This is a genomic window from Limnothrix sp. FACHB-406, assembly GCF_014698235.1.
GTDB lineage: Bacteria > Cyanobacteriota > Cyanobacteriia > CACIAM-69d > CACIAM-69d > CACIAM-69d.
Window position 1 is genome coordinate 80,907 of the sequence record NZ_JACJSP010000015.1, and the last position, 25,177, is coordinate 106,083.

General features: G+C 55.0%; 20 protein-coding genes and 1 tRNA gene. 16 read left to right on the forward strand and 5 right to left on the reverse strand.

Annotated features, from left to right (window positions below):
- Positions 1-80: 80 nt before the first annotated feature.
- The 6 genes from H6G53_RS14275 (at position 81) to H6G53_RS14300 (ending at position 8,291) form a co-directional block, all read left to right on the forward strand.
- Positions 81-2,606, forward strand: a complete 2,526-nt coding sequence (locus H6G53_RS14275; RefSeq protein ID WP_190534018.1) for a TonB-dependent siderophore receptor — start codon at positions 81-83, stop codon at positions 2,604-2,606.
- A gap of 121 nt (positions 2,607-2,727) precedes the next feature.
- Positions 2,728-3,468: a hypothetical protein gene (locus tag H6G53_RS14280; RefSeq protein WP_190534021.1), complete on the forward strand. Its 741-nt coding sequence runs from the start codon at positions 2,728-2,730 to the stop codon at positions 3,466-3,468.
- Positions 3,469-3,513: 45 nt separating this feature from the next.
- Positions 3,514-4,644: a PepSY domain-containing protein gene (locus H6G53_RS14285; protein ID WP_190534024.1), complete on the forward strand. Its 1,131-nt coding sequence runs from the start codon at positions 3,514-3,516 to the stop codon at positions 4,642-4,644.
- A 122-nt stretch (positions 4,645-4,766) separates the two neighbouring features.
- Positions 4,767-5,954, forward strand: a complete 1,188-nt coding sequence (locus H6G53_RS14290; protein ID WP_190534027.1) for an AI-2E family transporter — start codon at positions 4,767-4,769, stop codon at positions 5,952-5,954.
- A 179-nt stretch (positions 5,955-6,133) separates the two neighbouring features.
- Positions 6,134-6,736, forward strand: coding sequence for a cysteine hydrolase family protein (locus tag H6G53_RS14295; RefSeq protein WP_099534480.1), 603 nt, complete (start codon positions 6,134-6,136; stop codon positions 6,734-6,736).
- A gap of 133 nt (positions 6,737-6,869) precedes the next feature.
- A complete protein-coding gene (locus H6G53_RS14300; RefSeq protein ID WP_190534029.1) occupies positions 6,870-8,291 on the forward strand; it encodes an ATP-binding protein in 1,422 nt (473 codons plus the stop codon).
- Positions 8,292-8,301: 10 nt separating this feature from the next.
- Here H6G53_RS14300 and H6G53_RS14305 read toward each other — a convergent pair whose 3' ends face one another.
- Together H6G53_RS14305 and H6G53_RS14310 are read right to left on the reverse strand one after the other, a co-directional pair.
- On the reverse strand, positions 8,302-9,099 hold the full coding sequence (locus tag H6G53_RS14305) for a carbonic anhydrase (protein WP_190534032.1): 798 nt from the start codon (positions 9,097-9,099) through the stop codon (positions 8,302-8,304).
- A 137-nt stretch (positions 9,100-9,236) separates the two neighbouring features.
- Positions 9,237-11,648: a ribonuclease R family protein gene (locus tag H6G53_RS14310; RefSeq protein WP_099531661.1), complete on the reverse strand. Its 2,412-nt coding sequence runs from the start codon at positions 11,646-11,648 to the stop codon at positions 9,237-9,239.
- Between the two features lie 491 nt (positions 11,649-12,139).
- Here H6G53_RS14310 and H6G53_RS14315 point away from each other — a divergent pair, with 491 nt between their 5' ends.
- From H6G53_RS14315 to H6G53_RS14350, 8 genes are all read left to right on the forward strand, one after another.
- Positions 12,140-12,958, forward strand: a complete 819-nt coding sequence (locus H6G53_RS14315) for a hypothetical protein (protein WP_190534035.1) — start codon at positions 12,140-12,142, stop codon at positions 12,956-12,958.
- Positions 12,959-13,060: 102 nt separating this feature from the next.
- On the forward strand, positions 13,061-14,737 hold the full coding sequence (locus H6G53_RS14320) for a glycosyltransferase family 39 protein (RefSeq protein ID WP_190534038.1): 1,677 nt from the start codon (positions 13,061-13,063) through the stop codon (positions 14,735-14,737).
- A 332-nt stretch (positions 14,738-15,069) separates the two neighbouring features.
- Positions 15,070-16,575 carry a glycosyltransferase family 39 protein gene (locus H6G53_RS14325; RefSeq protein ID WP_190534041.1) on the forward strand — a complete coding sequence of 502 codons (1,506 nt, stop codon included), beginning with the start codon at positions 15,070-15,072 and terminating at the stop codon, positions 16,573-16,575.
- 185 nt (positions 16,576-16,760) lie between these two features.
- Positions 16,761-17,225: a cupin domain-containing protein gene (locus tag H6G53_RS14330; protein WP_190526871.1), complete on the forward strand. Its 465-nt coding sequence runs from the start codon at positions 16,761-16,763 to the stop codon at positions 17,223-17,225.
- 143 nt (positions 17,226-17,368) lie between these two features.
- A complete protein-coding gene (ccmA, locus tag H6G53_RS14335) occupies positions 17,369-18,220 on the forward strand; it encodes a heme ABC exporter ATP-binding protein CcmA (RefSeq protein WP_190534068.1) in 852 nt (283 codons plus the stop codon).
- A gap of 16 nt (positions 18,221-18,236) precedes the next feature.
- The gene (locus tag H6G53_RS14340) at positions 18,237-19,100 is read left to right on the forward strand and encodes a carbohydrate ABC transporter permease (protein WP_190534044.1); all 864 of its coding nucleotides are present in this window, start codon (positions 18,237-18,239) and stop codon (positions 19,098-19,100) included.
- Positions 19,101-19,323: 223 nt separating this feature from the next.
- Positions 19,324-20,226: a Tab2/Atab2 family RNA-binding protein gene (locus tag H6G53_RS14345; RefSeq protein ID WP_099531654.1), complete on the forward strand. Its 903-nt coding sequence runs from the start codon at positions 19,324-19,326 to the stop codon at positions 20,224-20,226.
- Between the two features lie 686 nt (positions 20,227-20,912).
- Positions 20,913-21,683: a response regulator transcription factor gene (locus H6G53_RS14350; protein WP_242030969.1), complete on the forward strand. Its 771-nt coding sequence runs from the start codon at positions 20,913-20,915 to the stop codon at positions 21,681-21,683.
- 308 nt (positions 21,684-21,991) lie between these two features.
- On the opposite strand, the gene H6G53_RS14355 is transcribed toward H6G53_RS14350, so the two are convergent.
- A complete protein-coding gene (locus H6G53_RS14355; RefSeq protein WP_099531653.1) occupies positions 21,992-22,444 on the reverse strand; it encodes a hypothetical protein in 453 nt (150 codons plus the stop codon).
- Positions 22,445-23,002: 558 nt separating this feature from the next.
- Between H6G53_RS14355 and cobS the strand changes: the two genes are divergently transcribed.
- Entirely contained in the window at positions 23,003-23,902 is a 900-nt protein-coding gene (cobS, locus tag H6G53_RS14360) for an adenosylcobinamide-GDP ribazoletransferase (RefSeq protein WP_190534047.1), read from the forward strand.
- A 91-nt stretch (positions 23,903-23,993) separates the two neighbouring features.
- Here the strand turns inward: cobS and H6G53_RS14365 are convergent, their stop codons facing one another.
- Entirely contained in the window at positions 23,994-24,413 is a 420-nt protein-coding gene (locus H6G53_RS14365; RefSeq protein WP_190534051.1) for a DUF4359 domain-containing protein, read from the reverse strand.
- Between the two features lie 181 nt (positions 24,414-24,594).
- Here H6G53_RS14365 and H6G53_RS14370 point away from each other — a divergent pair.
- A tRNA-His gene (locus H6G53_RS14370) sits at positions 24,595-24,667 on the forward strand.
- Positions 24,668-24,796: 129 nt separating this feature from the next.
- Here the strand turns inward: H6G53_RS14370 and H6G53_RS14375 are convergent.
- Positions 24,797-25,177, reverse strand: a 381-nt coding sequence (locus H6G53_RS14375) for a zinc ribbon domain-containing protein (RefSeq protein ID WP_190534053.1), incomplete at its 5' end; no start/stop codon positions are given.

Here is a 25,177-nt window from a genome sequence, read left to right on the forward strand (position 1 = left end):
TATCATCTCCGATTTTAATCAGTTCAATGTCCGAGCAATTTTTCCCGATTACAACTTAAAGTTCCTTAGAACATCACCCCATGAACGCTGCATCTCCTCTATCTTTGTCTGTTTTGTTGGTGGCGATCGGGGCGCTGGCTGCTCCCGCTGGGGCTGAGTCAGTGCCGCTGGAGCCGCTCGATCGATTCCGCAGCAACGCTCCCGCCACTTCGGTGGAATCCTGGCTGGCCCAAGCCGATCGCCCGGCCACCGTCACCCGTGTGGTGGTCACGCCCCTGCCCGATGAGCTGGAAATTGCCCTGGAAACCCCAGCCGGTCAGTCCTTGTTGATTGATGCGAACCAGTTCCGGGCCGAGGGCAACCAACTGATCGCCGAGATCAGCAACGCCAGCTTGGCGCTACCGGAGGGAGCGGAGTTCACCCGCACCGACCCCACCGCTGAAGTGGCCTCGGTGCGGGTTTGGCAGATTGCGCCCGATCGAATCCAAGTGGTGGTGACGGGTCGTAATGGTTTGCCCACCCAGGATGTGACCTTGGCTACGGGTGATTTGGCCTACAGCCTGAACGTGGATGCCAACGCACCCGAAGAAGAATTGGTGGTGACGGGGCAGCGATCGCCCAGCTACCGAGTTCCCAATGCCTCCAGCGCCACCGGCACAGACACCCCGATTTTGGAAACGCCTTTCTCAGTGCAGGTGATTCCCCAAGCCGTCCTGCGCGATCAGCAGGTGATCAGCATTGAAGACGCGCTCACCAATGTCAGTGGCGTGTCCTATGCCGGGAGCAACAGCGGTCGGGAAGCGACGGTGAGCATTCGCGGATTTGGTAACCAATATCCCGCCACCGTATCGGTTTTGCGCGACGGCTATCGGCTTTATGGTTCTTTTCAAGCCATTCCGGAAGTTGCCAACCTGGAACAAATCGAAGTGTTGAAGGGGCCCGCTTCGATTTTGTATGGGCAAATTGAACCGGGCGGCATTATCAACCTGGTTTCTAAGCAACCCCTGGCAGAACCCTTTTATGAGGTTGAATTGCAAGGTGGCAGCAATGAGTTAGTGCGTCCCCGAATTGATTTTGGTGGCCCTCTAACGGCAGATGGCAGCTTGCGCTATCGACTGAATAGCGTTTATCAGCATCAAGCGCCTTTCCGCGACTTTGAAACTGACACCAATCGCTTTTCGATCGCGCCTGCTCTGGCTTGGAAAATTAGTGACCAAACAGACTTATCGCTCAACCTAGAATACATTCACCAAAAAGGGCCGTCTGACTTTGGACTGAGCCGATTTGAAGATGGGGTTGCCCCAGTTGATCGCAAGTTGATTATTACGGATCCTGAGGACTCCATTACAACCGACTATTTCAGCACCGGTTATCAATTCGAGCATCGCTTTAGCGATAACTGGAAAATTCGCAACGGCTTCCGCTACATCAGCTATGACTATGACTACAGTGTGGTGGCGCTGCCGCTGACGGCCAACGGCCCTCGGGTCACTCGTTTCTATGCTGATCAAGATGGTGAGGATAAATCCTACACCTTGCAAACCAGTCTTGTGGGCAATTTCAAAACAGGATCGATCGCACACCAAGCCACCATTGGTCTTGATCTGAATCGTAGCGAATCACGAATTGCAACGGTTTTTGATCGCTCAAAACCGTCAATCATCAACATTTTTGACCGCGATTATGATGCGGTGGTTCGTCCCGATCGCTCCTCATTGCCACCGTTTAATGATGACCTGACCACGGCCAATCGTCTCGGATTTTATCTTCAAGACCAGATTAACCTCACCGAAAATCTGATCGTGGTGGCTGGTCTGCGCTATGACACGATCGGCATTGAAACAGAAGATCAACTAGGTCGCCGAGAGGGCAACAATACCGAACTCAACTCTTGGACACCTCGCCTCGGAATTCTGTATCGCCCCATTCCCGAACTATCACTATTTGCCAACTATTCGCAATCATTTCGCCCCACAACTTCGACCGGTGCGGATGGTTCAATCTTGAAGCCTGAAGAAGGTGAAGGATTTGAAGTGGGCGTGAAGACTGAATTGTTCGATCGCCGCCTCCTGGCTACCCTCACCTACTTCGACATCACCAAGCAAAATGTGCCGGTAACTGATCCTGATAATCTCCTCTTTTCGGTTTCTTCAGGAGAGCAACGCAATCGCGGCCTTGAATTTGACTTGATTGGTGAACTATTGCCCGGCTGGAAGATTTTGGGATCCTACGCCTATATCGACAGCGAAGTTACTGAAGATACGAATGAGTCTCTGATTGGCAATCGACTGTACGGCATTCCTGAGCACAAAGCCACCCTTTGGACAACCTATGAAATTCAGTCTGGTTCTCTCAAAGGATTGGGCTTTGGGGTGGGTTTTGAATATGCGAGCGATCGCTACGGCAACCTCGCCAACGACTACAAAATCGGGGACTACTTCATCGGGAATGCTGCCATTTTCTATCAACGAGATAACTACCGTTTTGCCTTGAACTTCCGAAATTTCACCGATGAAACCTACATCAAATCCACAGTAGGAAGCAACACTGGTCTAGAAGTGGGCACACCTTTCACAGTTACTGGATCGGCTTCCATCCGGTTCTAGTTTTGGGTCTCAACTTTGGGGTTGATTGCCATTGTGCAATCTCCCCTTGTTCTGTCCCAACCCATGCTTGAACCCACAGTTCAACCACAACGCAAACCATTCTTTAACCCCAACCAGGATCATGCATAAAACCTACGCGATCGCCCTGCTGAGTCTGAGTTTGATCACCGCTTGCCAATCGGGATCAACCAACCAATCCACGGCCAGCAATAACGCACCAGCAACCACCCCCAGCAGCCCGATCGCCCCGGCTGATCCGAGTGTCAAGCATTTTGATGAAGCCCTTTATGCTTTGGCCTATCCCGAAGTCAACGAACAAGTAAAGGCTGGGAAATTTGCTTCTCCACTCGCTCATTATCAAGCGGTCGGCCAGTCTGGGAAAGATGCCAACGGCGAGGCGATCGCGGGCTTTTTTATGGGCACAGGCGGCAACGACACCATTTCCGGATTTGGCCATCACCCTCATATCTCGGGCGTGGCATTCGAGATTGTGGCTGACAAGGGCGGTGAGTTGCCGATTCGCCCCAAAACCTTGGGTCAAGGGGAGGTCGATCGCCTGGTGGGTCAACCTGGCTCCGAGGATGAATTTATTGTGGGTAGTTTGATCACCCCGGCTAATCCCAAGTCTGCGCCTTTTTATGTGGGTAAGGGTGATGCCGACTATGCCCAAATTGATAATTTCAAACCCGGCGAGGACACAATTTTGCTTGCAGGCAAACCGGAAGATTACAGCCTAAAACCTCAGGATAAAACCCTGCGCATTTCAACTAAAAGTGGCGATTTGGTGGCGATCGTGCAAGGGGTCGATCGCCTCACGGTGGGCGATGTCGTGGCCGATTACGGCATTTTCATCCTCAAGTAGATTTTCAAAATTGGTTTTTCAACTGGGTTGGAATCCGAGAGGACTATGCAAGCTCGCCAGATTCGATCGATCCTGTTTCCGCTGCATCGCTACTTGGGCTTAGTTGTTGGGTTGATTCTGATCGTTGTGGGGGTGACGGGGAGCCTGTTGGTGTTTTCCCATGAGTTGCAAGATCGGCTGATTGTTGAAAAATTCGGCGCGATCGCCCCCCAATCAACCCTCGTCAGCATTGACCAAGTGTCCAACGCTGCCCAAGCCTTTGCCCAACAGTTACCGGGCTCCAGCATTAATGGCATTTTGTTTCCCCAACATCCCGGTCAACCTTACCAAGTTCGTCTCTGGCAAGGTGATCAACTGATCCAGCTTTTTATCCATCCTCATAGCGGAAAGGTGCTAGGAACCCTCTCAGCGCAAGATAGCTGGATGAACTGGATTTTGCGACTGCATTATCAGTTGTTGTCCGGCACAACGGGGCTGATTATTGTTGGTATTTCAGGGTTTTTCATGACCATTTTGGGGATTACTGGCATTGCACTTTGGCCCGGTTGGCGACGGTTGGCAGCGGGTTTCAAAATTAAGTGGGATGCGCACCCGAAGCGACTGAATTTTGATCTTCACAAGGTTGTGGGTATCATTGCTGCTGTTTTTTTAGTGCTGACCGGATTCACGGGGTTTTGTTGGAATTTCTATGCCCAATCAACGGCGGTGATCAAAGCGATTACCTTCACCCCTGCGGAGCCGGTTTGGCAGTCCAAGGTGTTGCCCAATCAAAAATCCTTGCCTTTGTCGGAACTGTTGGCACGATCGAACCAAGCATTACCCGGAGCTGCCACAACGTTTATCGCACTGCCCAGAACACCGGATGGGGTGGTGCGGATTGGCAAGCGCCAAACCCACGAACCCAGTTCCTACGGCCAGAGCAATGTGATTCTGGATGCCTACAGCGGTCAGGTGCTGCGGGTGAATGACAGTCGGCAGGCGGCCTTGGGCGATCGCATCTTGAACAGCTTCGGGCCGCTGCACTTTGGTACGTTTGGCGGTTTGTGGACGCGCTGGCTCTATGTGCTGGTGGGCCTGTCCCCGATCGCCCTGTTTTGGACGGGCGTGAAGATGTGGCAACATCGCAAGCGATCGCCCGCTATGGCAATCCTCCCAAGCGATCGCCCTAGCCCTTGACCCCCATCCATCACCCCGATCGCCCCCTTTGCAAAAGTTTTGTCCTAGAGAAGGGTTGCTTCCCGCCCAAGTTGGCGATAATGGGAAAACCATTGCTAACTCAGCGCAGGAGCCGCGCCCGCATGAGCAACACTGAGCCACTTCCCGCAAGCAAGCTGGTTCAATGGTGGGAATCGCTCTCGCCGCTATCACGGTTTCTATTCTTTGCCCTGGCTGCTCCCCTGACCGTGCTCAATGCCTGGGCCTTGGCCACGATTTTTGGCTACTTCCAATCATTGCTGGGGGTGTTGTTGGTCACGGCTTTGCTGGCCTTTTTGCTGAACTATCCCGTCAACTGGCTCGCGGCCAAAGGGGTGAAGCGAGGGCTGGCCGCCGTAGTGGTGTTTTTGGTGGCCCTGTCGATCGTCGTTGGTGTGGGCGTGACCCTGGTTCCGCTGGTGGTGGCCCAGGCGCAACAATTGGTGGCGCGGCTGCCGGAATGGATTGACTCGGGCCAGCGCCAACTCATGATGCTGAATGAGCGAGCCGACTTGTTTGGTTTGCCCATCAGCTTAGATGGGGTGATTTCCCAGCTCAACGATCGCCTCAAAACCGAACTCCAAAGCATTGCCGGCCGCACCCTCAACTTGGCCCTGAATGTCACGGTGGTGACGGTGGTTCGGTTGTTGGATGTGGTGTTAACCATCGTCCTCACCTTCTATTTGCTGCAACACAGCGAAGAAATTTGGGAGAGCTTGATTGCTTGGCTACCCGATCGGGTTCAGCAGCCCTTTTCCCGCACCCTGCGATCGAGCTTCCAAAACTACTTCATTGGGCAAATCCTCACGGCCACCTGCTTGGGCCTGGGGCTAACCACCATGTTTGTGTTGCTCAAAATTCCCTTTGGCCTGCTCTTTGGCCTAACCATCGGGTTGATGGCCCTGGTTCCCTTTGGCGGTTCCGTGGGCATTGGCACGGTCATCTCCCTGATTGCCCTCCAAGATATTGGCCTGGCCCTGCAAGCCTTGGCCGCAGCCCTGATTGTGCAGCAAGTGGTGGAAAACCTGGTGGCTCCTCGGGTGTTGGGCAGTGTGACGGGCCTGAACCCCTTTTGGGTGTTTGTGGCCATCCTAACAGGCGTGCGTGTGGGCGGCCTGTTGGGCGTGGTGGTGGCCGTGCCCATGGCTGTGTTGCTCAAGGAAGCCTTGGCGAATTTGCGGGCCCAAGATCCCACCCCCGGGGCTGTGAAATCTCTGCCTGAAGTGGAACCGGAATCCCCATCTGTAGGTATTGCGGCGGCGGCTCCTTCCCCGGTTACGGAATGCGATTGATGCTTTTGATGAATTCATCATTTCTCATATCAAAAACATCAATTTCAGTTGCTTTTAAATCAATGATTTTGAGTGCCATTCAATGGCATCGATCGTGAAGAAGTCGGGTAGGCTAATTTGCTTGCCCTCTCAAGATTGAGATCGTAAAACTGAACAGAAGACCAATAGCCAAGCTTGTTATGTCCTGTTCAGTTGCCCTGATCTTGATTGGGTTCCAAAACGACTATTTTGCTGCTGATGGGATCCTGCGGTCTGTGATTGACCAGGCTGTTCCAGTCGATCGCATCCTGGACAGTACGGTGCAAGTGGTGCGCGGGGCGATCGCCCATGGGGTTCCCACCATTGCAACCCCCATTTTTTTCACCCCCACCTATGAGGAATTGCTGGATCCCGTTGGTATCCTTAAAACCGTCCGCGACGTGGGAGCCTTCCAAGCAGGGCAAAAAGGTGCGGAAATGGTTGAGGCCCTCCTGCCCTTTCACGATCAAATTTGGGTTGTGCCCGGAAAGCGGGGTTTAAATGCCTTCACGGGAACCTCGTTGGATGAGCTGCTCCAAAAACATCAAATCACCCATATTGTGCTGGCCGGTGCGGTCACTTCCGTTTGCATTGACTCCACCGGTCGGGCTGCCCACGAAAAGGGCTATCGCGTGTCAGTTTTGGCCGATTGCACCTGTGCCAGAACCCAGTTTGAGCAGGAATTTTACTTAGAAAATGTGTTTCCCCTTTATGCCAATGTAATTTCCGCTGAGTCTTTTCTTGAGTCTTTGGCGGATGTCTGAAAAGTGTTTTGAGATACCGAGCTAGGGGCTAGCAGTTGGCAAAGGAGCTTGCGCATTCTGTGTTTGCCGATGGCTGGAGCTTGCAGAGTATCCATTTGGGCTTTTCAGACATCCTCTTAGGTAAAACAGGATAATGACTGATTTTAGTAAAAGTGATGAGCTAAACACCCAAATTCAATACCGACTCATTGAAAGACTCGCGGAATCAGAGCGCCGCTATCGAACCCTAGTGGAAAACCTGAGTGAAATTGTTTTTAAGGTTGATCATTTGGGTCAAATTACCTTTTTAAATCCAGCTTGGACGAAGATTCTCGGCTTTCCGATTGATTTGTGCTTAGGCAAATCCCTGGCCCAGTTTATGGATGAAACTGAGCAAGCGGGCTGGCAAACGATGATGGCTAACTTAGATCATTGCGCCACTTTGCGACAGGAGCTTCACTTTCGAGATCATACTCAGAAGACAGTTTGGTTAGAAATTACGATTCAGCCCCGTGGCGCTGATGGTGAATTTTCAGGATCTTTAACGGACGTGACCGATCGCCACCAGGCTGAGCAATTGCTGCAACGGATGAATACGGAACTCGAAAAACGGGTTGCCCAACGAACGCAAGCTCTGAATGCAGCTAATCAAAAGTTACAAGCCACGATCGAGCGGCTTCAGCAAACCCAATGCGATCTGGTGCAGTCTGAAAAAATGTCGGGTTTGGTGCAGCTTGTGGCTGGGGTTGCCCATGAAATTAATAATCCCGTGAACTTTATCCATGGAAATTTGGAATATTTAGAAGAATATTTGCAAACGCTGATTCAATCTTTGGAGTTTCATCAGGCCCAGGACTTGAAAACGGCTGCGGTAATTCCATCACTCACCGAAACCATTGATTTAGAATTTTTGAAAGAGGACTCTCAAAAAATCATCAATTCGATGCGAACGGGGACTCATCGCATTCGGCAAATTGTTTTAGATTTACGGAATTTCTCGCGAATTGATGAATCTGAGCTAAAAACCATCAGTGTACATGAAGATATTGATGGAATTCTCAAAATCTTAAATTACCAACTAAAAGCCAAGCTGCAATCAATTTCCATTTCCAAAAATTATGGTCAATTGCCTTTAATTGAATGTTATCCTCGATATCTAAATCAAGCGTTAATGAGTATTTTGGAAAATGCGATCGATGCGATCGGGGAAGCTGTTAAAAAAGCAGACTCGAAAATTATTATGCCCAGCAGTTCCACCTATTTTGGGACAATTGAAATTAGTACCTTTGTTCTGGATAGCCAATGGATTGCGATTGAAATTGCTGATAATGGAATCGGAATTCCGCTACTGATTCAGGGCAAAATTTTCAATCCTTTCTTTACAACTAAGGATGTAGGTAAAGGAACTGGAATGGGACTGGCCATTAGCTATCAAATCATTACGGAAAAACATCGAGGGAAACTCAGTTTCCGATCTCAATACGGCCAGGGCACAACTTTCACGATCCAAATTCCAATTCAGCAAATCAATTTGGCTGATTCACCCGCGCAGGAGTCGGCGAATTCCCAACGCTAGAACGTTCGGCCTAGGCTTTGGGGGTGGCAAGCTGGGCCTGGAGGGGGCGGGCGTTGGTTCCTAATCGGGTTTGCAACTCGGTGAGCAGGGCGGGGGCGATCGCCTGGGGTTCTGGAAACAGCAACCAAGTCACCCCTTCGGAACAGGGGGGCGTGGTGAGGGAGCCTTGGTAGTGGTAGAGCGATCGGGGGATGGGGGGCAACAGGTCGGCGGGGTTCCCTTGCCAAGCGCGATCGAGGCTGCTTCCAAGGGCGATCGGCGCGCGGGCTAATAAGTCTTGCAACAGTTGGGGAGCGGCTCGATCGAGCTGGGAAGCGGCGGTCTGGGTTGGCGCGGCCGTTAACCAAAGGCCCAACACCAATAGGGATCCGGCCCGATCGCGGTGGACAAAATGCACTTCTGCGGGAAAGGTGCGGCCGGCGCGGTGATGCTCGCTGGGGTGGTGAAAGTGGAATTGCAAGAGGTCATGGGGTCGATCGCCCAGATGCAAGGTGCAAGTGCCGGGCGGGCAGTCCACAAAGATCGATCGCCCCGTGTTGCGAGCCGTCAGGGGTACGGATTGGTAATCTAGCCGCAAATCCACGGGCCCAAGCTGTTTCTGGGCAGCCAGATCGATCGGGGATTGGCGCTGACCGAGGCCACAGGCCGCAAAGGCAGGATCCAGCTCGCTCCAGTGGTTGGGGCCGGTGGGGCCGTCATAGCTCCAACGGGTGGCGGCCCGAGCGGGGCGATCGCCAAATCCAGCCCAACCCCCAAGGGCCCCGCCCAGCGCGAGGGATCCTTGCCACAACCACTGACGACGTTTCATGGCTTGCTCTTGACTTCTGAATGGCCCGATTTCTAGTTCCCGATTCCCAATGTTCAGGAACCAACGTTCAGGAACCAGTTCCCAAGCAAAAGGAGCGATCACCAGGGCGATCGCTCCTTCTAGGATAGGCAGCGGATCTAGTCGTCGTCGAACTCGTCGAGGGGCGCTTCCAAATCGTCCGGCTCGCGGAGATCCACAAGATCCGACTCTTCCGGCTCCTCAGCCCCGTAGCCAAAGGTCAGATCCGAATCATCGGCTTCGTCCTCATCGTCCACCAGCGCATCAAAGTTGGACTCGGCCCCGCCACTGACGGCCACCAAGTCAATCTGTTGGCGGTAGTAGTCCACGCCGCGCACTTCCACTTCCACACGGCCCCCGAGGGCGTATTGGCGGCGGCTCTTGCGACCGATCAACATTTGCTGGCGCGATCGATACTCGTACCAGTCGTCCTTCAGGGAGGACACATGCACCAGCCCTTCAATGCCCAAGGCCTCTAGCTCCACAAAGAAGCCGTAGGACTGCACGCCCACGATCGGGCCGCTGAAGGTTTCGCCAATTCGGGCCCGCATGGCGGCGGTTTTGCGGAGGCCGTGGCTGTCGGCGGCGGCTTCTTGGATCAATCGTTCCCGATCGCTCAGCAGCCAGGCCGCGCTGGTGATCGAGGCTTCCAACTCCTGTTGATCTTCCGTGGGCAACAGGTTCCAGCCGATCGCCCCATGGCAAGAACTGTGGTGCAAATTCACGCCTTCTTTGCTGCGGGCCGTGCGTCGATCGCGCCCCTTGGCAAAGAGGGTGTTCAAGCTCCGTTGCACCAACAGGTCTCCGTAATGGCGGGTGGGCGCATTGAGGGTGGTGTAAACCGGCAGGGCCAAACCAAAGTGGGAGCGGGGTTCGTGGCTGTAGGCGGCTGGCTTCAGGGCTTCCACCAACAGACGATTCAGGATTTTGCGGGTGTCGCCGTCGGTGGCCTGTTGCAGCCACTGTTGCACATCGCGGGGGGTCACCTGATCCGGCTGCTCCAGGGTCAACTCCAAGCCCAGGTTGCCGGCCAACCGCAGGGTTTCCTGCACATCCCCGGGACTGGGGGCCGCTTGCACTCGGTAGAGCGTGGGCACTTGCAGGGCTTGCAGATGGCTGGCCACCACGGCATTGGCGGCGATCGTCACTTCCGCTAACAGGACGCGGGCTGTGGGAGCAATCCCGATCGGGGCGATCGGCGCACCGGGCACATCCTCGCGATCAAACGAGGTCAGCCCTCGGTAACCGCTCAGATCAAACCCGCCTCGGCTGAGCCGCTGTCCCCGCAGGGCCGCCGCCAGGGTTTTCAGTTGGGTCAACAAATCCCCGATCGCGGGGGCTTGGGGCAACTCCGGATCCGCCTGGTTGCCGTCCAAGAACGCATCGAGCTGGGCTTCCGTCAGGGTGGCATCGGCCCGCACCACGCTGGGATGAATTTCAAACTCCAGTAATTCACCCTGATCATTAAAGGTCAGCAGCACGGAAGTGGCCAGGCGATCGCACCCTAGACCCAAGGAACCATGGCGTGCGTAAAGATCCGCCGGGAACAGCGGCAACCATTGGGCCCCTAAGTCGGCCGCCACACCCCGCCGCCGGGCTTCGCGATCGAGCGGTGAATCCGGTTCCACATAGTGAGCCACATCGGGCACATGCAGCCCCAACCGCATATGGCCCGCCGGGTTGGTTTCCAAGGTAATGGCCCGATCGATCACCGGGGGCAGCTCTCCGGCCGTGGCGGTCACCGTTGCCACCGTCAGCAGCGATCGCAAATCCAACCGTCCTTGAATGGCACTCGCCTTCAAGCTATCCGCCGGAGCCGGTAACGCCGCCGCCGCCGCCAAAACCTCCTCCGGGAAGCTTTCATGTAGCCCATACTTACAGACCACAATGTCAGCCGGAGCCGCCGCGTCCGCATCGGCTCCCAACACCTTGATCACGCGGCCCAAGGGCGGCAACTGCCCGATCGGGTAACGGACAATTTCCACGCTCACCAGGTAGTTGACGATCGCGTCCAAGTCCACCCCGCTGGTGTCCAGTTCCACCCGGAACAGCAATCGATCGTCCAAAGGAGCTGCCCGAAAAATCCCGTCCTCGCCCTTTTCCACCCGGGCCAACAGGGACGAATTGGCCCGATCGAGCACCAGCTCCACATGGCCCTCGGGACTGCGCCGCCGACTGCGACCGCCGCCCTCTTTGATCACCTTCACCAACACCCGATCGCCATTCCAGGCATGATTCAGGTGACATTCCCGCACATAGACATCTTCCGCGTCGTCGTCATCCTGAATGGCAAAGCAAAACCCCTTACTGGAGCAACGCAGCTTGGCCTCAAACATGCCCTCCTGTTCCAACCGGCGATAGCGACCGCGCTCCTTATTCAAAATCCCCAACTTTTCCAGTGCGTCCAGGGCAATCTGAAGCTGGCGATTGCCGCGTCCTTCGCGAGTGCCCAACTTTTGTTCAAGAACCTTTGGCGTGAGCGACTTTTCTGAGGTAAAGCTCGCGAGTAGGGAAGCGATCGAAAATTCCATGAAGCGCGTCAACCTCCGGGCACAGAGAATGGGATGGGGCGAATGAGGCGCGAGCGACAGCCATCACAGTGCTGCGAACAGCATTGTTGAATGCCATGAACATTAACCGTACTGACGACGATCCCTATGCCTCTGGAGCGTTGCTGGTCGGGGCCCGTCGCATCGATCGGGCGGGAAATCCACAAGCGTCACTCGAGCTAGGGCCGGAAGGGTTCCGCATTGGGTGCTGCAAGATCTTGAACCGGCAAGATCGAAGTTGCAGCGTTGTGGCATTGGGAGGGGGTGGTCGATGGGAACCCTCGTCCAAAGACACTCCAAACACCAAATCAATGCAGGAACACACTGGAGGGAGCGGCTGCGCTCGGGCCCATCTACGCTAGAGCGTGGCGTGCACCTTGTCAATCATTGACACGCGGGTTACCCTAGCCGCACGATCGCCGCCATCCCCCCGTTTGCTCAGCCCGCCCACCTAACCGAGATCGGTTTGTGCCATGTTTGCCGAATTCCGTGCCCGTTATCCTAACGGCAGCCTCACATCCGAAATCATTGAAGTGAATCAGGGAAAGTTTATTGTGCGGGCGGCCGTCACCCTGGAAGGCACGGTGTTGGCCACGGGGTTTGGCGCTTCGGAGCAACTGGAGGAAGCCGAAGATCGGGCCCGGTTGCGGGCCTTGGAAGCGGTGGGTTTGTTTTTGGAACCGGCCGATCGGGGGCAGGCCCAACTGATCAGCAGCACCCCCACTTATCAGCTTCCGGCCGCCTTGTCGGTGGTGACCCCGATTGCAGCCCCCATCTCGACCCCGATTCCGGCTCCCCTGGCCGCGCCGATGGTTGATGTGGTTAGTGACCGATTTGATGATCGATCGCCCGATCGATTTGACGGTCGATCGGGCATGGATCCAGCCCTGGATCCAACCCTGGAATCCACATCGCCCGGCTATGAGGATCTCTACGAGGTTGAGCATGGGGCGAGCGACCCCTTGCCCACCATGGAACCAGAATGGCCCCCAGAGCCGGAACCAGAGCCGGCCCCGGCTCCTGCCCCCAAGCGATCGCGCCGTGCCGCCAGCCCGCCTGCGCCCACCCCTATCCCTGTGCCCACGCCGGCCCCTGCGCCCGCACCCACGGACTTATCCGACGCGATCGCCCAAACAGACGTGTTGATGAAGCGTTTGGGCTGGAACAAGCAACAGGGCGTGGAATATTTACAAATGGCCTTTGGTAAGCGCACCCGGGCCCAACTGACTGATCGGGAACTGTTGCAGTTCTTGCAGCACCTGCAAACCCTAGCCGATGACCCGGACTTTTAGGGCCCGACTGGCAAGGCTTGGGGCCCAAAGGCCATGAGCTATAACCAGGAAACTGGCGAGACATCGACAACGCCACGACCCAGAAACCACGACCCAGAAACCATGACCGATCGAGCAATGCGAGCACCACGTTGGTTGGTTTGGGGATCGATTGGGCTAATCACCATTGGCTGCCTGCTGCGATTTTCCGGTTTAGGCCAGTTCCTGCCTTGGTATGACGAACTGGCGACATTGCAGCACATCGCCGTCCAATCGGAATTGGATCTCACCCAACTGTGGCAGGGGCGCGAACAGGTTTTGGCCGATCTATGGCACAGCCTATCGACAAAACCCCAAAAGACCACCTGGGATATGGTCACATCCCTCGCCACCCATGATGCCCATCACCCGCCCCTGTATTACCTGTTTGTGCGCGTCTGGGCCGACTGGTTTGGCAACACGATCGTCAGCCTCCGCACCGCCACGGCGATCATGGGGGTGATCCTGCTGGCCAGTGTTTTTTGGCTCCTGCGGCAACTGAGTCAGCGTCCCAGCCTGCCTTGGGTGGGCACGGCGTTGGTTGCCCTGTCTCCCTTGCAAATTCTCTATGCCCAGGAGGCGAGGGAATATGTGATCTGGCTGATTTTTTTTGTGCTGTCCAGCGGATTTTTAGCCCGATCGCTGCGTCATTCCACCTGGCCCCACTGGTTGCTGTATGGAATTACCCTCACCCTGAATTGGTATAGCCATTTGCTGGGGGGGTTTGTGCTGCTGGGCCATGGCCTTTGGGTTGGGGTTTGGCTGTGGCGATCAGGCGATCGGAACTGGCGACGGGCAATCCCTTGGGCGATCGCCGCCGTTGGAACCCTGCTGGCCATTTCCCCTTGGATTTGGGTGCTCTATCGAGTCCAAACCCAATCAGCCGCCTCCCTGGCCTGGCTCAGTCAGGCGGGGCCCCCAGGAATTCACCGTTGGGCAGCCCTGCGGGCCTTTGCCGCCACCCTGTGGGATAACCAACCGAATCTTTGGGCTTCCTTCCCAACGGCGACCGATGTTCCCTGCCTGCTGGTGACCCTGTGGATGATTGTGGCCTTGGTGGGATGTTGGCGATCGGGAGAACCCTTGCTCAAGGGGTTTGTTCTCAGTGCAGTGGCCCCGTTCCTCTTGCTGGTCTGGCTGCCTGCGATTGTGATGGATCGAACGATGGCTTCCATCATTCGCTACCAGTTCCCCTTGCTTTTGGGAATGCAAGTGGTGTTGGCCAACTGGATTGTCACGACCTGCGAGCAAATTACCCCGAAGCCTGTCCAAGAATGGCCCCAGCCCCTATCGTTCTATTTATTCCGCTGGCGCTGGATGCCCCACTGTTTTGCGGCGCTGTTGGCGATTTTGTTGCTGGTTGCTAACCTGAACGCCGCCAGAGCACGCTCCTGGCAATTGTCCTGGTGGAGCAAGGGGGGAACCGTTTCTGTCGAAATTGCCAAAGCCCTGAAAGAAATTGATCGCCCCCTGTTGGTGATGACCGATATCCCTGGGTATTCCCTTTCTGCTTTGGCCTTGAGCCACGCCAGCGATCGCCTGAAATCTCGCGGTGTTACTGTTTGGCTGGCTCCCAGTTTCCAAGGCTTGAACTGGCCCGATCGCCCCAACACCTTTTTGTTTAGTCCATCCCCTGATCTCCGCCAGGCGATCGAGCAGCGGGGTCAGCGGTTGATTCCCTTCGGAACTAGTTGGTGGAATTTGTGGCGATTGCAATCCGCCCCGCCCGATCGCCCCGCGCCCGATCGCCCCTCAACTTAGCCACTAGCCACCGCTGATCGCTTTTCTAGAGCGAACAACGCATATTTCTTGTGTAGATCTTTCGCACTGAACTGATACGAATTGGTTCCATGCGTCATGGGCTATAACCAGAAAAATGGCGAAAAATTGACAAAAACATGGCTGATCCAAACGCACGAGCACCACGTTGGCTAGTTTGGGGGTCGATCGGACTAATCACCATTGGTTGCTTGCTGCGATTTTCTCATCTAGGACAGTTCCTCCCTTGGTACGACGAATTTTCGACCCTGCGGCATATTGCGAACCAGACGGATCCTGAACTCCTTCAACAATGGGGAGGTCGCGAGCAGGTCATGGCCGATCTCTGGCGCAGTCTTGCTGCAAAACCAGGCAAAACGGCTTGGGATACGGTTCAGTCTTTGGCTGCTGCCAATGCCCATCACCCACCCCTCTATTACCTGCTAGCCCGAGGTTGGGCCCACTGGTTTGGGAACAACATTGTCAGCCTCCGCACGGTGACGGCTCTGATGGGAGTTGCGTTGTTGCCCAGTGTGTTTTGGTTCTTACGCCAATTGAGCGATCGCCCCAGTTTGCCTTGGATTGGTACGGTGTTGGTGGCCCTGTCACCGCTACAAATTCTCTATGCCCAAGAGGCGCGAGAATATGCCATTTGGCTGGTTTTTGTGGTGCTTTCCAGTGGGTTTTTAGCCCGATCGCTGCGAAATTCTGCGCAAAAGTCTGCACAAAAGTCCACTGGAGTTCACTGGTTGCTGTATGGCATCACCCTCACCCTCAATTGGTACAGCCACTTGCTTGGGGGGTTGGTGTTGCTGGGCCATGGCCTTTGGGTTGGGGTTTGGTGGTGGCGATCGGGCGATCGGCATTGGCGACGGGTTATCCCTTGGGCGATCGCGGCGGGTGGAACCCTTTTGGTCATGTCCCCTTGGCTATGGACACTGTTTCAAGTGCGAGAAGGGGCTGTGATATCTCTGGACTGGTTGAATCAGACCTACCAACCCGGGATGCAGCGTTGGTCTGCCATGCGTGTGTTTGCGGCCACCCTGTGGGATAACCAGCCGAATATTTGGATCCCAGTTTCCAGGGTTGTGGATTCAATTCGACTAGGGGTCTTGGTGTTGTCTGTGGGGGCGCTGGTGCATTGTGGGCGATCGAGCGAACCAATGGTGAAGCGATTTGTCTTTAGCACCATTGCCCCGTTTTTCCTGTTGCTTTGGTTGCCAGCCATCGTGATGGATCGCGCCATGGCCACCATCATTCGCTATCAATTGCCGCTGATCATTGGTGTGCAAGTGGCCTTAGCCGATTGGATTACCACGCTTTGCGATCGGATTCCCCCCAAGCCTGATCAGGCATTGCCCCAACCTCTGTGGTTCTATCTCCGCCGTTGGCGTTGGATGCCTCAACTTGTTGCGAGTAGCTTGGCGATTTTGTTGGTCGTGGCTAACTTGAACGCGGCAAAAGCCCGCTCCTGGCAATTATCCTGGTGGAACAAGGGTGGGCCGGGTTGGGTGGAAGTTGCCAAGGCCTTGAAAGAGGTCGATCGCCCGTTAATCGTGATGACAGCGGTTCCTGGCTATTCTTCCTCGGCCCTGTCTTTGAGTTATGCCAGCGATCGCCTGAAGGCTCGTAACATCACCTTTTGGTTAGCTCCCAGCATTCAAAACTTGAACTGGCCCGATCGCCCCAATACCTTTGTGCTCGTTCCCGGCAAGAAACTGCCCAAAGCGATCGAGCAGCGGGGTCAGCGGTTGGTTCCCTTTGGGGCCAGTTGGTGGAATCTGTGGCGTTTGGAATCCTCCACCCCCGATCGCCCCGCGCCCGATCGTCCCTCAACTTAGCCACTAGCCACTGTCGATCGCGCTGAATTTTCTGGACTGGTCTCGCTCAATCTGTTCAAATTCAACCCGTTCAAATTCAACCCGCTCAAACTCAACCCGTTCAAACCGGCCGAGCCGGCTTCGGAACCATGGATCAATCAGGGATGCCCGTTACTGCCTCGATCGAGTCGTCACCATCGGCCCCTATGCCCGATCAACGCGATTCGGTGGCTCAGCCCACTCAACCGAAACCGGTCGATCAAGCCATTGACGGTGAAATTGTGACCGTTCGCCCCGACGCGGAAACCCTCACGCGCCAGCGATTGCCCTACTTTGTGGGCATTTCAGAAGCCACCGCAGGATCCCGAGGCATTTCCCTGAACCTGGTGATTATTCCGCCCGGGGGGGCAGCCGAACCCCACTTCCATCGGGACTATGAAACAGCGATTTATCTGCTCCAAGGACGGGTTGAAACGCGCTATGGCAAAGGGCTGAAACAATCGATCATCCACGAGGCGGGCGACTTTATTTTCATTCCCGCTGGCGTTCCCCACCAGCCCCACAACCTCAGCACCAGCGAACCGGCCCAGGCGTTGGTGGCCCGCAATGACCCCAACGAACAGGAAAACGTGGTGCTCTATGACCCGGCGGCGGATCAGGATACGGATTAATGGGCGTTAGTTGGCGCGTTAATTGGCGTTAATGGGAGCCGCCGCCTGTGGAATTCGGAAACCGTTGTTTAACCCAAACAGGTACAGTAGAAGCCAGTGTTACAAAGCTGTTACAGGCTGGGCAATTCACAGGCAAGAAAACAATGGGCGCGGCGGTTTCCCTGCAAAACGTACAAAAAATCTATGGCGATCGCCCCGTGGTGAACGATCTCAGCTTTGAGATTCAAGCGGGAGAAATGTTTGGGCTGCTGGGCCCCAACGGCGCGGGCAAGTCCACCACCATTCGGATGATCACCACCCTCACTCGCCCCACCGCTGGACAAATTCAGGTGGCTGGGTTTGATGTGGCTCGCCAAATGCAGCAGGTGCGGCAACAAATTGGCGTGGTGTTGCAACAAACCAGCGTGGATGGCGATTTAACCGTTTGGGAAAATTTGGAATTCCACGGCCGGCTGCACCACATTCCCACCAAAGAGCGCCAAGGGCGGATCGATCGCTGGTTGGACTATGTGGAACTGGGCGATCGCCGCGATAGTCTCGTGAAAACCCTGTCGGGCGGGATGAAGCGTCGGTTGCAAATTGCCCGCGCCCTGTTGCATGAGCCGGAAATTTTATTTTTGGATGAGCCAACGGTGGGGTTGGATCCGCAAACGCGCCGCCGCCTGTGGGAAATTATTCGCGACCTCAATCGCGGTGGCATGACGATGCTGCTGACGACGCACTACATGGACGAAGTGGAGTATCTGTGCGATCGCATCGGCATCATGGACGCGGGCCAACTGATTGAGCTGGGAACGCTGCAAGATTTGCGCACCAAACATGGGGAAGGATTGGTCATGAAACAAACGGCCGATCGCTGGGATTACAAATTCTTCCCCACCCTTTTGGAAGCGAATCAATATCTAGATTCCCAGGCAGTGAAAACCGGGTTGATGGTGCGTCCATCGAACCTAGAGGATATCTTTGTGGAGCTGACAGGCCGCCAACTGGATTAACTGGGGGCAACCGCGCATGGACATTGATCAAACCACTCACCAGACTTTCGGTTCCCAAGCATCGCTCTGGAAAACCCTGGCTCAATATGTGCTTTTGGGGGCGATCGCCCTGGTGATGTTGTTGCCCTTGCTCTGGCTGATGGGCACATCTTTGAAGTCGCCCACGGAAGATATTTTTTCCTTTCCGCCTCGGCTGATTCCCGCCGCGCCGACCTTGGAAAATTTTGTCAAAGCCTGGACGAGCGCCCCCTTTGCGCAATATTTGCTCAACAGCACCCTGGTGGCGGGGTTAACCGTGGCGTTGAATTTATTGATCTGTTCCTTGGCGGCCTATCCTTTGGCGCGGTTGTCGTTTAAGGGACGGGAATGGATTTTTAGCGCGATCGTGGCCACCATTGCCATTCCCTTCCAAATTGTGATGATTCCGCTCTATATTTTGGCGGTGAATTTAGGGCTACGAAATAGTTTTATTGGCTTAATTTTCCCGGCGATCGCCTCGGCCTTTGGCATTTTTTTGATGCGCCAGGCCTTCAGGGGCGTGCCGAAGGACTTGGAAGAAGCGGCCCGAATTGATGGCTGTTCTGAGTTGGGAATTTGGTGGCATGTGATGTTGCCATCGGTGCGGCCGGCGCTGATTACCCTGGCAATTTTTGTGTTTATTGGGGCTTGGAGCGATTTTCTCTGGCCGCTGCTGATTTTGGATGACCCGAATTACTACACATTGCCGCTGGGGGTGGCGCGGTTGTCGGGTACGTTTTCCCTAGATTGGCGCTTGATTGCGGCGGGTTCGGTCATTTCGATCGCCCCAATTTTGGCTTTCTTTTTGGTGATGCAAAACTACATTGTGCCCAGCGAAACGGGCAGTGGCGTGAAGGGTTAGTCAACGGTGAGGGCTGTTGTCTTGGGTTCAGCCCATGCCGCAAGGGATGATTTCACCGGTTTTTGAGCGATCGCCCGTTTCAACGGAACGGTACAGTTGAGACGGTTTGGAATTTTAGTGTCCTGGGGTTTGGCATGGGGCCGATCGCTCGATCGCCCAGCTTCTGCCCGGGTCGCTGCCCAACCGCAAGCCTCAACTTAGCCGTCCGGCAAATTTTTTAGCAATGGCCGTTATCTGGGAACTGGATTTTTACTCGCGTCCGATTTTAGATGCAGACCAAAAAAAGGTTTGGGAAATCTTGATTTGTGAGAGTCCCACTGACTCGCGGGCCGATTGGCAATCCCTGTTTCGCTACAGCAAATATTGCTCCAACAGCGAGGTCAATTCCGTGACCCTGATGCAGGCGATCGAAGAGGCGATCGTCAAGGCAGGCCAGGCCCCCAGCCGGATTCGTTTTTTCCGGCAGGCCATGAAGAACATGATCGTCAAAGCCTGCCAGGATGCGGAGTTGCCCTGCGCCCTCAGCCACCGCACCCACGCCATCAAGGATTGGATTGCCGATCGGCTCGAAACGGTCTATCCCCAAGAACCGGGCTACCAAGCCACTGCCCAAACGGCAGGCGTGTTCATGCCGCCACCGGCCGCCCAGCCCTTGCCCGATGCGCTGTTGGGGCAAAAGTGGGCCTTTGTTTCCCTGGAAGCGTCGGCCTTTGGCGAGCTGCATGAATGGGCGATCGACTTTGGCGAGGCGTTTCCCTTGTCCATGGTCAACCTAGCGCCCGATACGCCAATTCCCGGGTTGCTGATTTTTTCGCCTCGGGCCATGGCCATCTCCGCTTGGATGTCGGGTTTGGAAATGGGTTTTGTGCGGATTGAACAACAGGTGAAGCCTTCCAGCCTGTCGAGCGATCGGGAGGAATTTCCCGATCGGGTGATTTTGGAAACCGGCATTGGTGATGCTTGGGTGCTCTCGACCTTGCCCAATGCGGCCCAAAAAGCCGAGGGACAAACCTTTGAAGCCCAAAAGCAAGGGGCCCAAGGAGTGCATTTTCTGGCGGTGCAAACGAATCCCGATGAGGAGCGCTTTGCGGGCTTTTGGCTCATGCGCGATCGCCGCGACAGCTAAACCCCAAACGCTAAACCTCAAACGCTAAACCCCAAGCGCTAAACCCCAAGCGCTCAACTTCAAACTAAATCTCAAGCTCAACCTCAACAGCGCAAGAATCCAAGGCAACTGGGAATCCGCCCAGCGCGATCGCCCTGCAGCCCTCCATCAAAACACGCTCAAAAAAACACGCTCAAACCCCCCAAAAACTATCCGCTCCTACCCGAAACAACGGATAGGAGCGGTCTAGCGGGTTATCAACTTGAAACTCAACTGCCGGGTATTGCGAAAGCTTTAACCGCCCCGTCGAGTGACGTGACCCTTTTTGAAGAGGGAGGGCTTACCTAGGCAACCAGCCCGGTACACAGCCAGTATCCTCCAACTTGAAAACCCTGAGACATACTACTGCTACTACCCATGGGCATCACCTCCTGCTTTATTCAAAGGGCCTCAATCACCTTGAGCCAACTGCTAAAACTTGGACATTGCCCGAAGGCTGAATGCCCGCTGTTTCGCGTTAAATGGCGGACTAGGCCTGATTGCCATTCAAGCTAGCACGTTTTTCAGGAAGGCAGCAACCTGGCAGAGCCGATTAACCTAGCAAGCGTTGGCCACTGGCCTTCTTCAGGCAGTGATTTTCAACTGGCAAGTATTAATCGAGCATTAACTGGCAAGTATCAACTGGCAAGCATTAACTGGCAACAACCATGGAACGCATCACCCCCATGCCCCCAACCAGCGATCCGAAGGCGGAAATTGCCACAATTTTGCTGGTGGACGATGAGCAAGCGTTGGCCGATCCGCTCAGTCGGCTTTTGACCCGCGAGGGCTACAGCGTTGATGTGGCCAGTGATGGGCAAGCGGGCTATCAACTGGCCAGCCAAAACACCTACGATTTGCTGATTTTGGATTGGATGTTGCCAGAAATCAGCGGGGTGGAAATTTGCCAACGCCTGCGCCAAATGGGTCAGGGTGTGCCGGTGTTGTTTTTGACGGCGAAGGACACGATCGACGATCGGGTGGCGGGGTTGGATGCCGGAGCCGATGACTACCTGGTGAAACCCTTTGAGTTGCGGGAGTTGCTGGCGCGGGTGCGGGCCCTGTTGCGACGGCCCCGCAGCACCCCGGACGAGGCCCCAGAAACCCCACCGGGAACCGATCGCCCCGGCCGATTGCAGTGGCAGGATCTCGGCCTCGATTGCGATAACCAGTTGGCCTATCGGGGCGATCGGCTCATTGAACTCTCTGACAAGGAAACCTGTCTATTGGAATACCTGATGCGCCATCCGGGGCAAGTGCTGACCCATGACCAGATCTATGGCCATTTGTGGCCCACGGGCGATCGCCCCAGCAGCAATGCCCTGGCGGCCCAAATTCGCCTGCTGCGACGCAAGATCGAAGCCGTGGGCGAACCCCCAGTGATTCACAGTGTCTATGGCAAGGGCTATCGATTCGGCCTCACGACCGGCGACCCCTAAAACCCAACCAGCCCATTTTGCGGCCAGCTCGTTACCAGTCCATTTTGTGGGCAAGCTACCAAGCCCGGGACAAAAGCCCCCCTCGTCCCGGGGATTGGTGCTCTGATTCAACAATTGAGCGGCTCAACTCGGAGACGTTGGTCGTGAAGCGATTGACGCTCCGAGGCCATGGCTCGCACACTAACTCAATCGGTCAGTGGGTTGGAGGCTCATCGATTATGAAGACATGATGAAGACGTAGTTCGAAAAAAATCGACAATCGGTGCAAAAGCGTTTACTGAAAGGCTGATCTTCTTGATGGATCAACCTTACAGATAAAAACGCTCTTCATCGTCATCAACCGCTTCAAAGTTTCGCAGCAAGACTCGATCGAAGACAGCATCAAGGGCCGCATCGTCAAAGTCCGTTGATCGCTGCTCTTGCAACGGATTCGATAGAGGATAGAGCTGTAGTTGTCTACGGTCTTGAACTAAATAGAAATAGGGTTCCAAATCCGTTGTTTGGCCAATTTCTAAATAGTCAAAGCTACAAACATTCAGGTAGAGCGTTCGGTTCGCAACCAACGTTGCCTGATGCTCATCGGCAAAGACATCAAGGACGAGACCTTCTCCGGTGCTCGTGGTTGTGCCGTCCTGGATATGCGTGTAGCGCACCCGATTCAGCCCAGCGAGCAGTTTTTGCATATCCTGCTTGTTGGCAATGATGCCACGATCGACAATGCAGGGAGCCGGTAATTGCGTTGTAGATGGACGTTTGTTCATGACAACCCAAGCTGAGGCGCACGCCTAAAGATATCTTGCTCGATCTTATCGGAAGGTCTTCACTTGTGCGCTGAGAAAATTACTGAAGTTGTTGGCTTGAGATTAACTCAGATCGAGAGCGATCGCCAACTGGCAAAAAATCAGGATGATTGAACCGATCGATGGGCCGATCTCAGCATTGCTCTCCCGCGAGAAGCAGCAGCAAAATTGATGCCCAAGAATGATGCCCCCCCAAAGAAATATGTGACCCGCACTGATCGAAAGCCCATCGAAAGCGATTGGAACCGATCGAACCCAATCTCAAACCAAATCGGAATGATGATTCATCCATTTCGATAGTTTCAATCAAAATGGAACCGTAGTTCTACGGAGAGAGAAAGGGGCAAAAACACTCAGTAATTTCCAGGGTAACAACTACCAACGGGCCCTTACCACTTACCGAGCGCGTAACCTGATGGACGAACCGGGGAAATGGCCCACTCCCCAGCCTGACTGTCGATGGCTCAAAGCTGGCTCCCAGAGCCGCAGCGGAGTTGAAATGAATGGAGATTGCTCCCTATGACGGAACCCCGACGATCGGCTAAATCGGCAGCTAATTCTTCGTCTAACCCTGCGCCTAACCCTGTGCCCAAGTCTTCTTCTAAGCCATCACCGCCCCGATCGCCCCGTGACCCCTGGTGGCAGCCCTGGCGATCGGCCGGTTTGCACCTGCTGGCGGGGTTGGCGTTTTATACGGTGTTGCCTGTTCCTTGGCAAGGATCCTTGGACTTTCGGGGCATTGCTCGCCTTGCGCCGTTGATCGGGGCGTTTTTGGGTCTGTTGGTGGGGTTGGGAGATGGTGTGTTGGGCTGGGTTGGAGTACCAATTCTGACGCGCAGTGCGATCGCGGTGTTGGGTTGGCTGGCTTTGACGGGAGGGTTGCACCTCGATGGGGCGATCGACACGGCCGATGGGCTGGCGGTGCAAGATCCCCAACGCCGTTTAACCGTGATGGCCGACAGCACCACCGGAGCCTTTGGGGCCATGGCTGCGGCCGCAATTCTGTTGTTAAAAACGGTGGCCCTGGCGGATTTGGCGCAGGCCCGCTGGCTGGTGATTGCGGCGGTGGCGGCCTGGGCCCGCTGGGGGCAGGTGGTGGCTATTTTGTCTTATCCCTACCTACGACCCAGGGGGAAGGGGCGAATGCACAAGGATGCGATTCGATCGCCCTGGAATTTGTTGCCTGGTTGGGTGCTGGCCCTCAGCTTCAGTGCGCTGTATGGGGTGTTGTTTCCGGGCAGTTGGTTGCCAGCGGTGGGGCTGGCCTTGGGAGGCGGGGCGATCGCCCTGCTGACGGGTGCTTGGTTTAACCGGCAATTGGGCGGCCAAACGGGCGACACCTACGGGGCGATCGTGGAATGGACTGAAGCGCTGCTGCTGTGTTTGATGGCCACACTGCAACAGCCCCCCAATGGTTGATACCCAATGGGTGATAGATATCCAGCGACTGATGCCCAATGGCTAATGGTTCAAAGGTTCAATGGGTTCAAAGTTTGAATGATCGATGCGATCAAGGTTTGCGGGTTTCGGTGCGATAGGGCAAAATGCGCGTCCCGATCGCCAAGCTTTCAGCCTCGTAGCTGGGGAGCTTGTCGCCAAAGGGAGCAGGAACTAACTCCTGAAGGCTCAGCTCGGTGCGGTACAGACTGAAGAGCCAAAAATTCTGGCGATCGGTGTTTTGCAAAACCACCTGGCGAATGGCGGGCCGCAGTTGGCCCACGGTTCCCTGGCAAGCCACCTGCAAAAAGCCGGGAGCGTCCTGGCAAGTGCTCTCCTGTACCTCTCGACTGATGTAGTCCGCAGCAAAATCCGCATAGCGATCGGGGTTGGGATTGGTGACGGCCAGACCCGCCCCGATCGCCACAATCACACCGCTAACCACCACAATCGCTTTCACATCCGCCACCTTGAAGAACAATTCGACGGCCACCGATCTTGAATTCCGCTTTTGAATTCGATCCGTCAATCTGGATGATCTTGGCCCTTGGCTTCCATCCTATCGAGCGGCCGTTGTCGGTGCGATCGCCCCCGCCAAAATCAGGCTCCCAAGAAATTTGTCTATAGCGGGTATGCTTTTCAGCGCAAAGTTGTTATAATGACCCACTACAGTGGCGAGCGTAGCCAAGGGGTTAAGGCAGCGGATTGTGGTTCCGCCATTCGTGGGTTCAAGTCCCATCGTTCGCCCTCTTCAAAACTCAATATCCAATGTCCCAAACTCTCAAATTCCCGGAAAGCCGGATCCTGAGAGTCTGGAGGCATTGAAAACAAAGGGGTACATTCCATTTGGTACCGATACTTTTTTGCTAACGGATGCTAACAAATACATAAGTTGAGATGGTCTCTCAACCAAGGCGTATCAACCAATGCCCGCAGGAAAATCCCACGAGCACCATTTAGATCCCGATTCATTGATCGCCCATCAACCTTCGACTTGATGACCCGAGAGCCGCCAATCTTCACGATTTCACCTGTCCACGAAACAGTTTTAGATGTGTAGGCTTCGTTAATGTTGGTCAAAGCAATTTTGCCCAACTCCCAAGCTTTCCACTCTAGATGTTTCTTGAACTGGTAATGCGATAGGGTCAACATCTGTCGCACGGTTTTCGACTTGATCTTGCGACGTGATTTGCTCACCATTTGAGAGGATTCAAAGCTGGGCAACAAAATCACATCAAAGTTTTCAGTCAGGAACCG

Excerpts from the sequence above, each read along its gene's own strand:
- H6G53_RS14275 (WP_190534018.1), top strand. The coding sequence starts at position 81 with ATGAACGCTGCATCTCCTCTATCTTTGTCTGTTTTGTTGGTGGCGATC.
- H6G53_RS14280 (WP_190534021.1), top strand. The coding sequence starts at position 2,728 with ATGCATAAAACCTACGCGATCGCCCTGCTGAGTCTGAGTTTGATCACC.
- H6G53_RS14285 (WP_190534024.1), top strand. The coding sequence starts at position 3,514 with ATGCAAGCTCGCCAGATTCGATCGATCCTGTTTCCGCTGCATCGCTAC.
- H6G53_RS14290 (WP_190534027.1), top strand. The coding sequence starts at position 4,767 with ATGAGCAACACTGAGCCACTTCCCGCAAGCAAGCTGGTTCAATGGTGG.
- H6G53_RS14295 (WP_099534480.1), top strand. The coding sequence starts at position 6,134 with ATGTCCTGTTCAGTTGCCCTGATCTTGATTGGGTTCCAAAACGACTAT.
- H6G53_RS14300 (WP_190534029.1), top strand. The coding sequence starts at position 6,870 with ATGACTGATTTTAGTAAAAGTGATGAGCTAAACACCCAAATTCAATAC.
- H6G53_RS14305 (WP_190534032.1), bottom strand. The coding sequence starts at position 9,099 with ATGAAACGTCGTCAGTGGTTGTGGCAAGGATCCCTCGCGCTGGGCGGG.
- H6G53_RS14310 (WP_099531661.1), bottom strand. The coding sequence starts at position 11,648 with ATGGAATTTTCGATCGCTTCCCTACTCGCGAGCTTTACCTCAGAAAAG.
- H6G53_RS14315 (WP_190534035.1), top strand. The coding sequence starts at position 12,140 with ATGTTTGCCGAATTCCGTGCCCGTTATCCTAACGGCAGCCTCACATCC.
- H6G53_RS14320 (WP_190534038.1), top strand. The coding sequence starts at position 13,061 with ATGACCGATCGAGCAATGCGAGCACCACGTTGGTTGGTTTGGGGATCG.
- H6G53_RS14325 (WP_190534041.1), top strand. The coding sequence starts at position 15,070 with ATGGCCGATCTCTGGCGCAGTCTTGCTGCAAAACCAGGCAAAACGGCT.
- H6G53_RS14330 (WP_190526871.1), top strand. The coding sequence starts at position 16,761 with ATGCCCGATCAACGCGATTCGGTGGCTCAGCCCACTCAACCGAAACCG.
- ccmA (WP_190534068.1), top strand. The coding sequence starts at position 17,369 with ATGGGCGCGGCGGTTTCCCTGCAAAACGTACAAAAAATCTATGGCGAT.
- H6G53_RS14340 (WP_190534044.1), top strand. The coding sequence starts at position 18,237 with ATGGACATTGATCAAACCACTCACCAGACTTTCGGTTCCCAAGCATCG.
- H6G53_RS14345 (WP_099531654.1), top strand. The coding sequence starts at position 19,324 with ATGGCCGTTATCTGGGAACTGGATTTTTACTCGCGTCCGATTTTAGAT.
- H6G53_RS14350 (WP_242030969.1), top strand. The coding sequence starts at position 20,913 with ATGGAACGCATCACCCCCATGCCCCCAACCAGCGATCCGAAGGCGGAA.
- H6G53_RS14355 (WP_099531653.1), bottom strand. The coding sequence starts at position 22,444 with ATGAACAAACGTCCATCTACAACGCAATTACCGGCTCCCTGCATTGTC.
- cobS (WP_190534047.1), top strand. The coding sequence starts at position 23,003 with ATGACGGAACCCCGACGATCGGCTAAATCGGCAGCTAATTCTTCGTCT.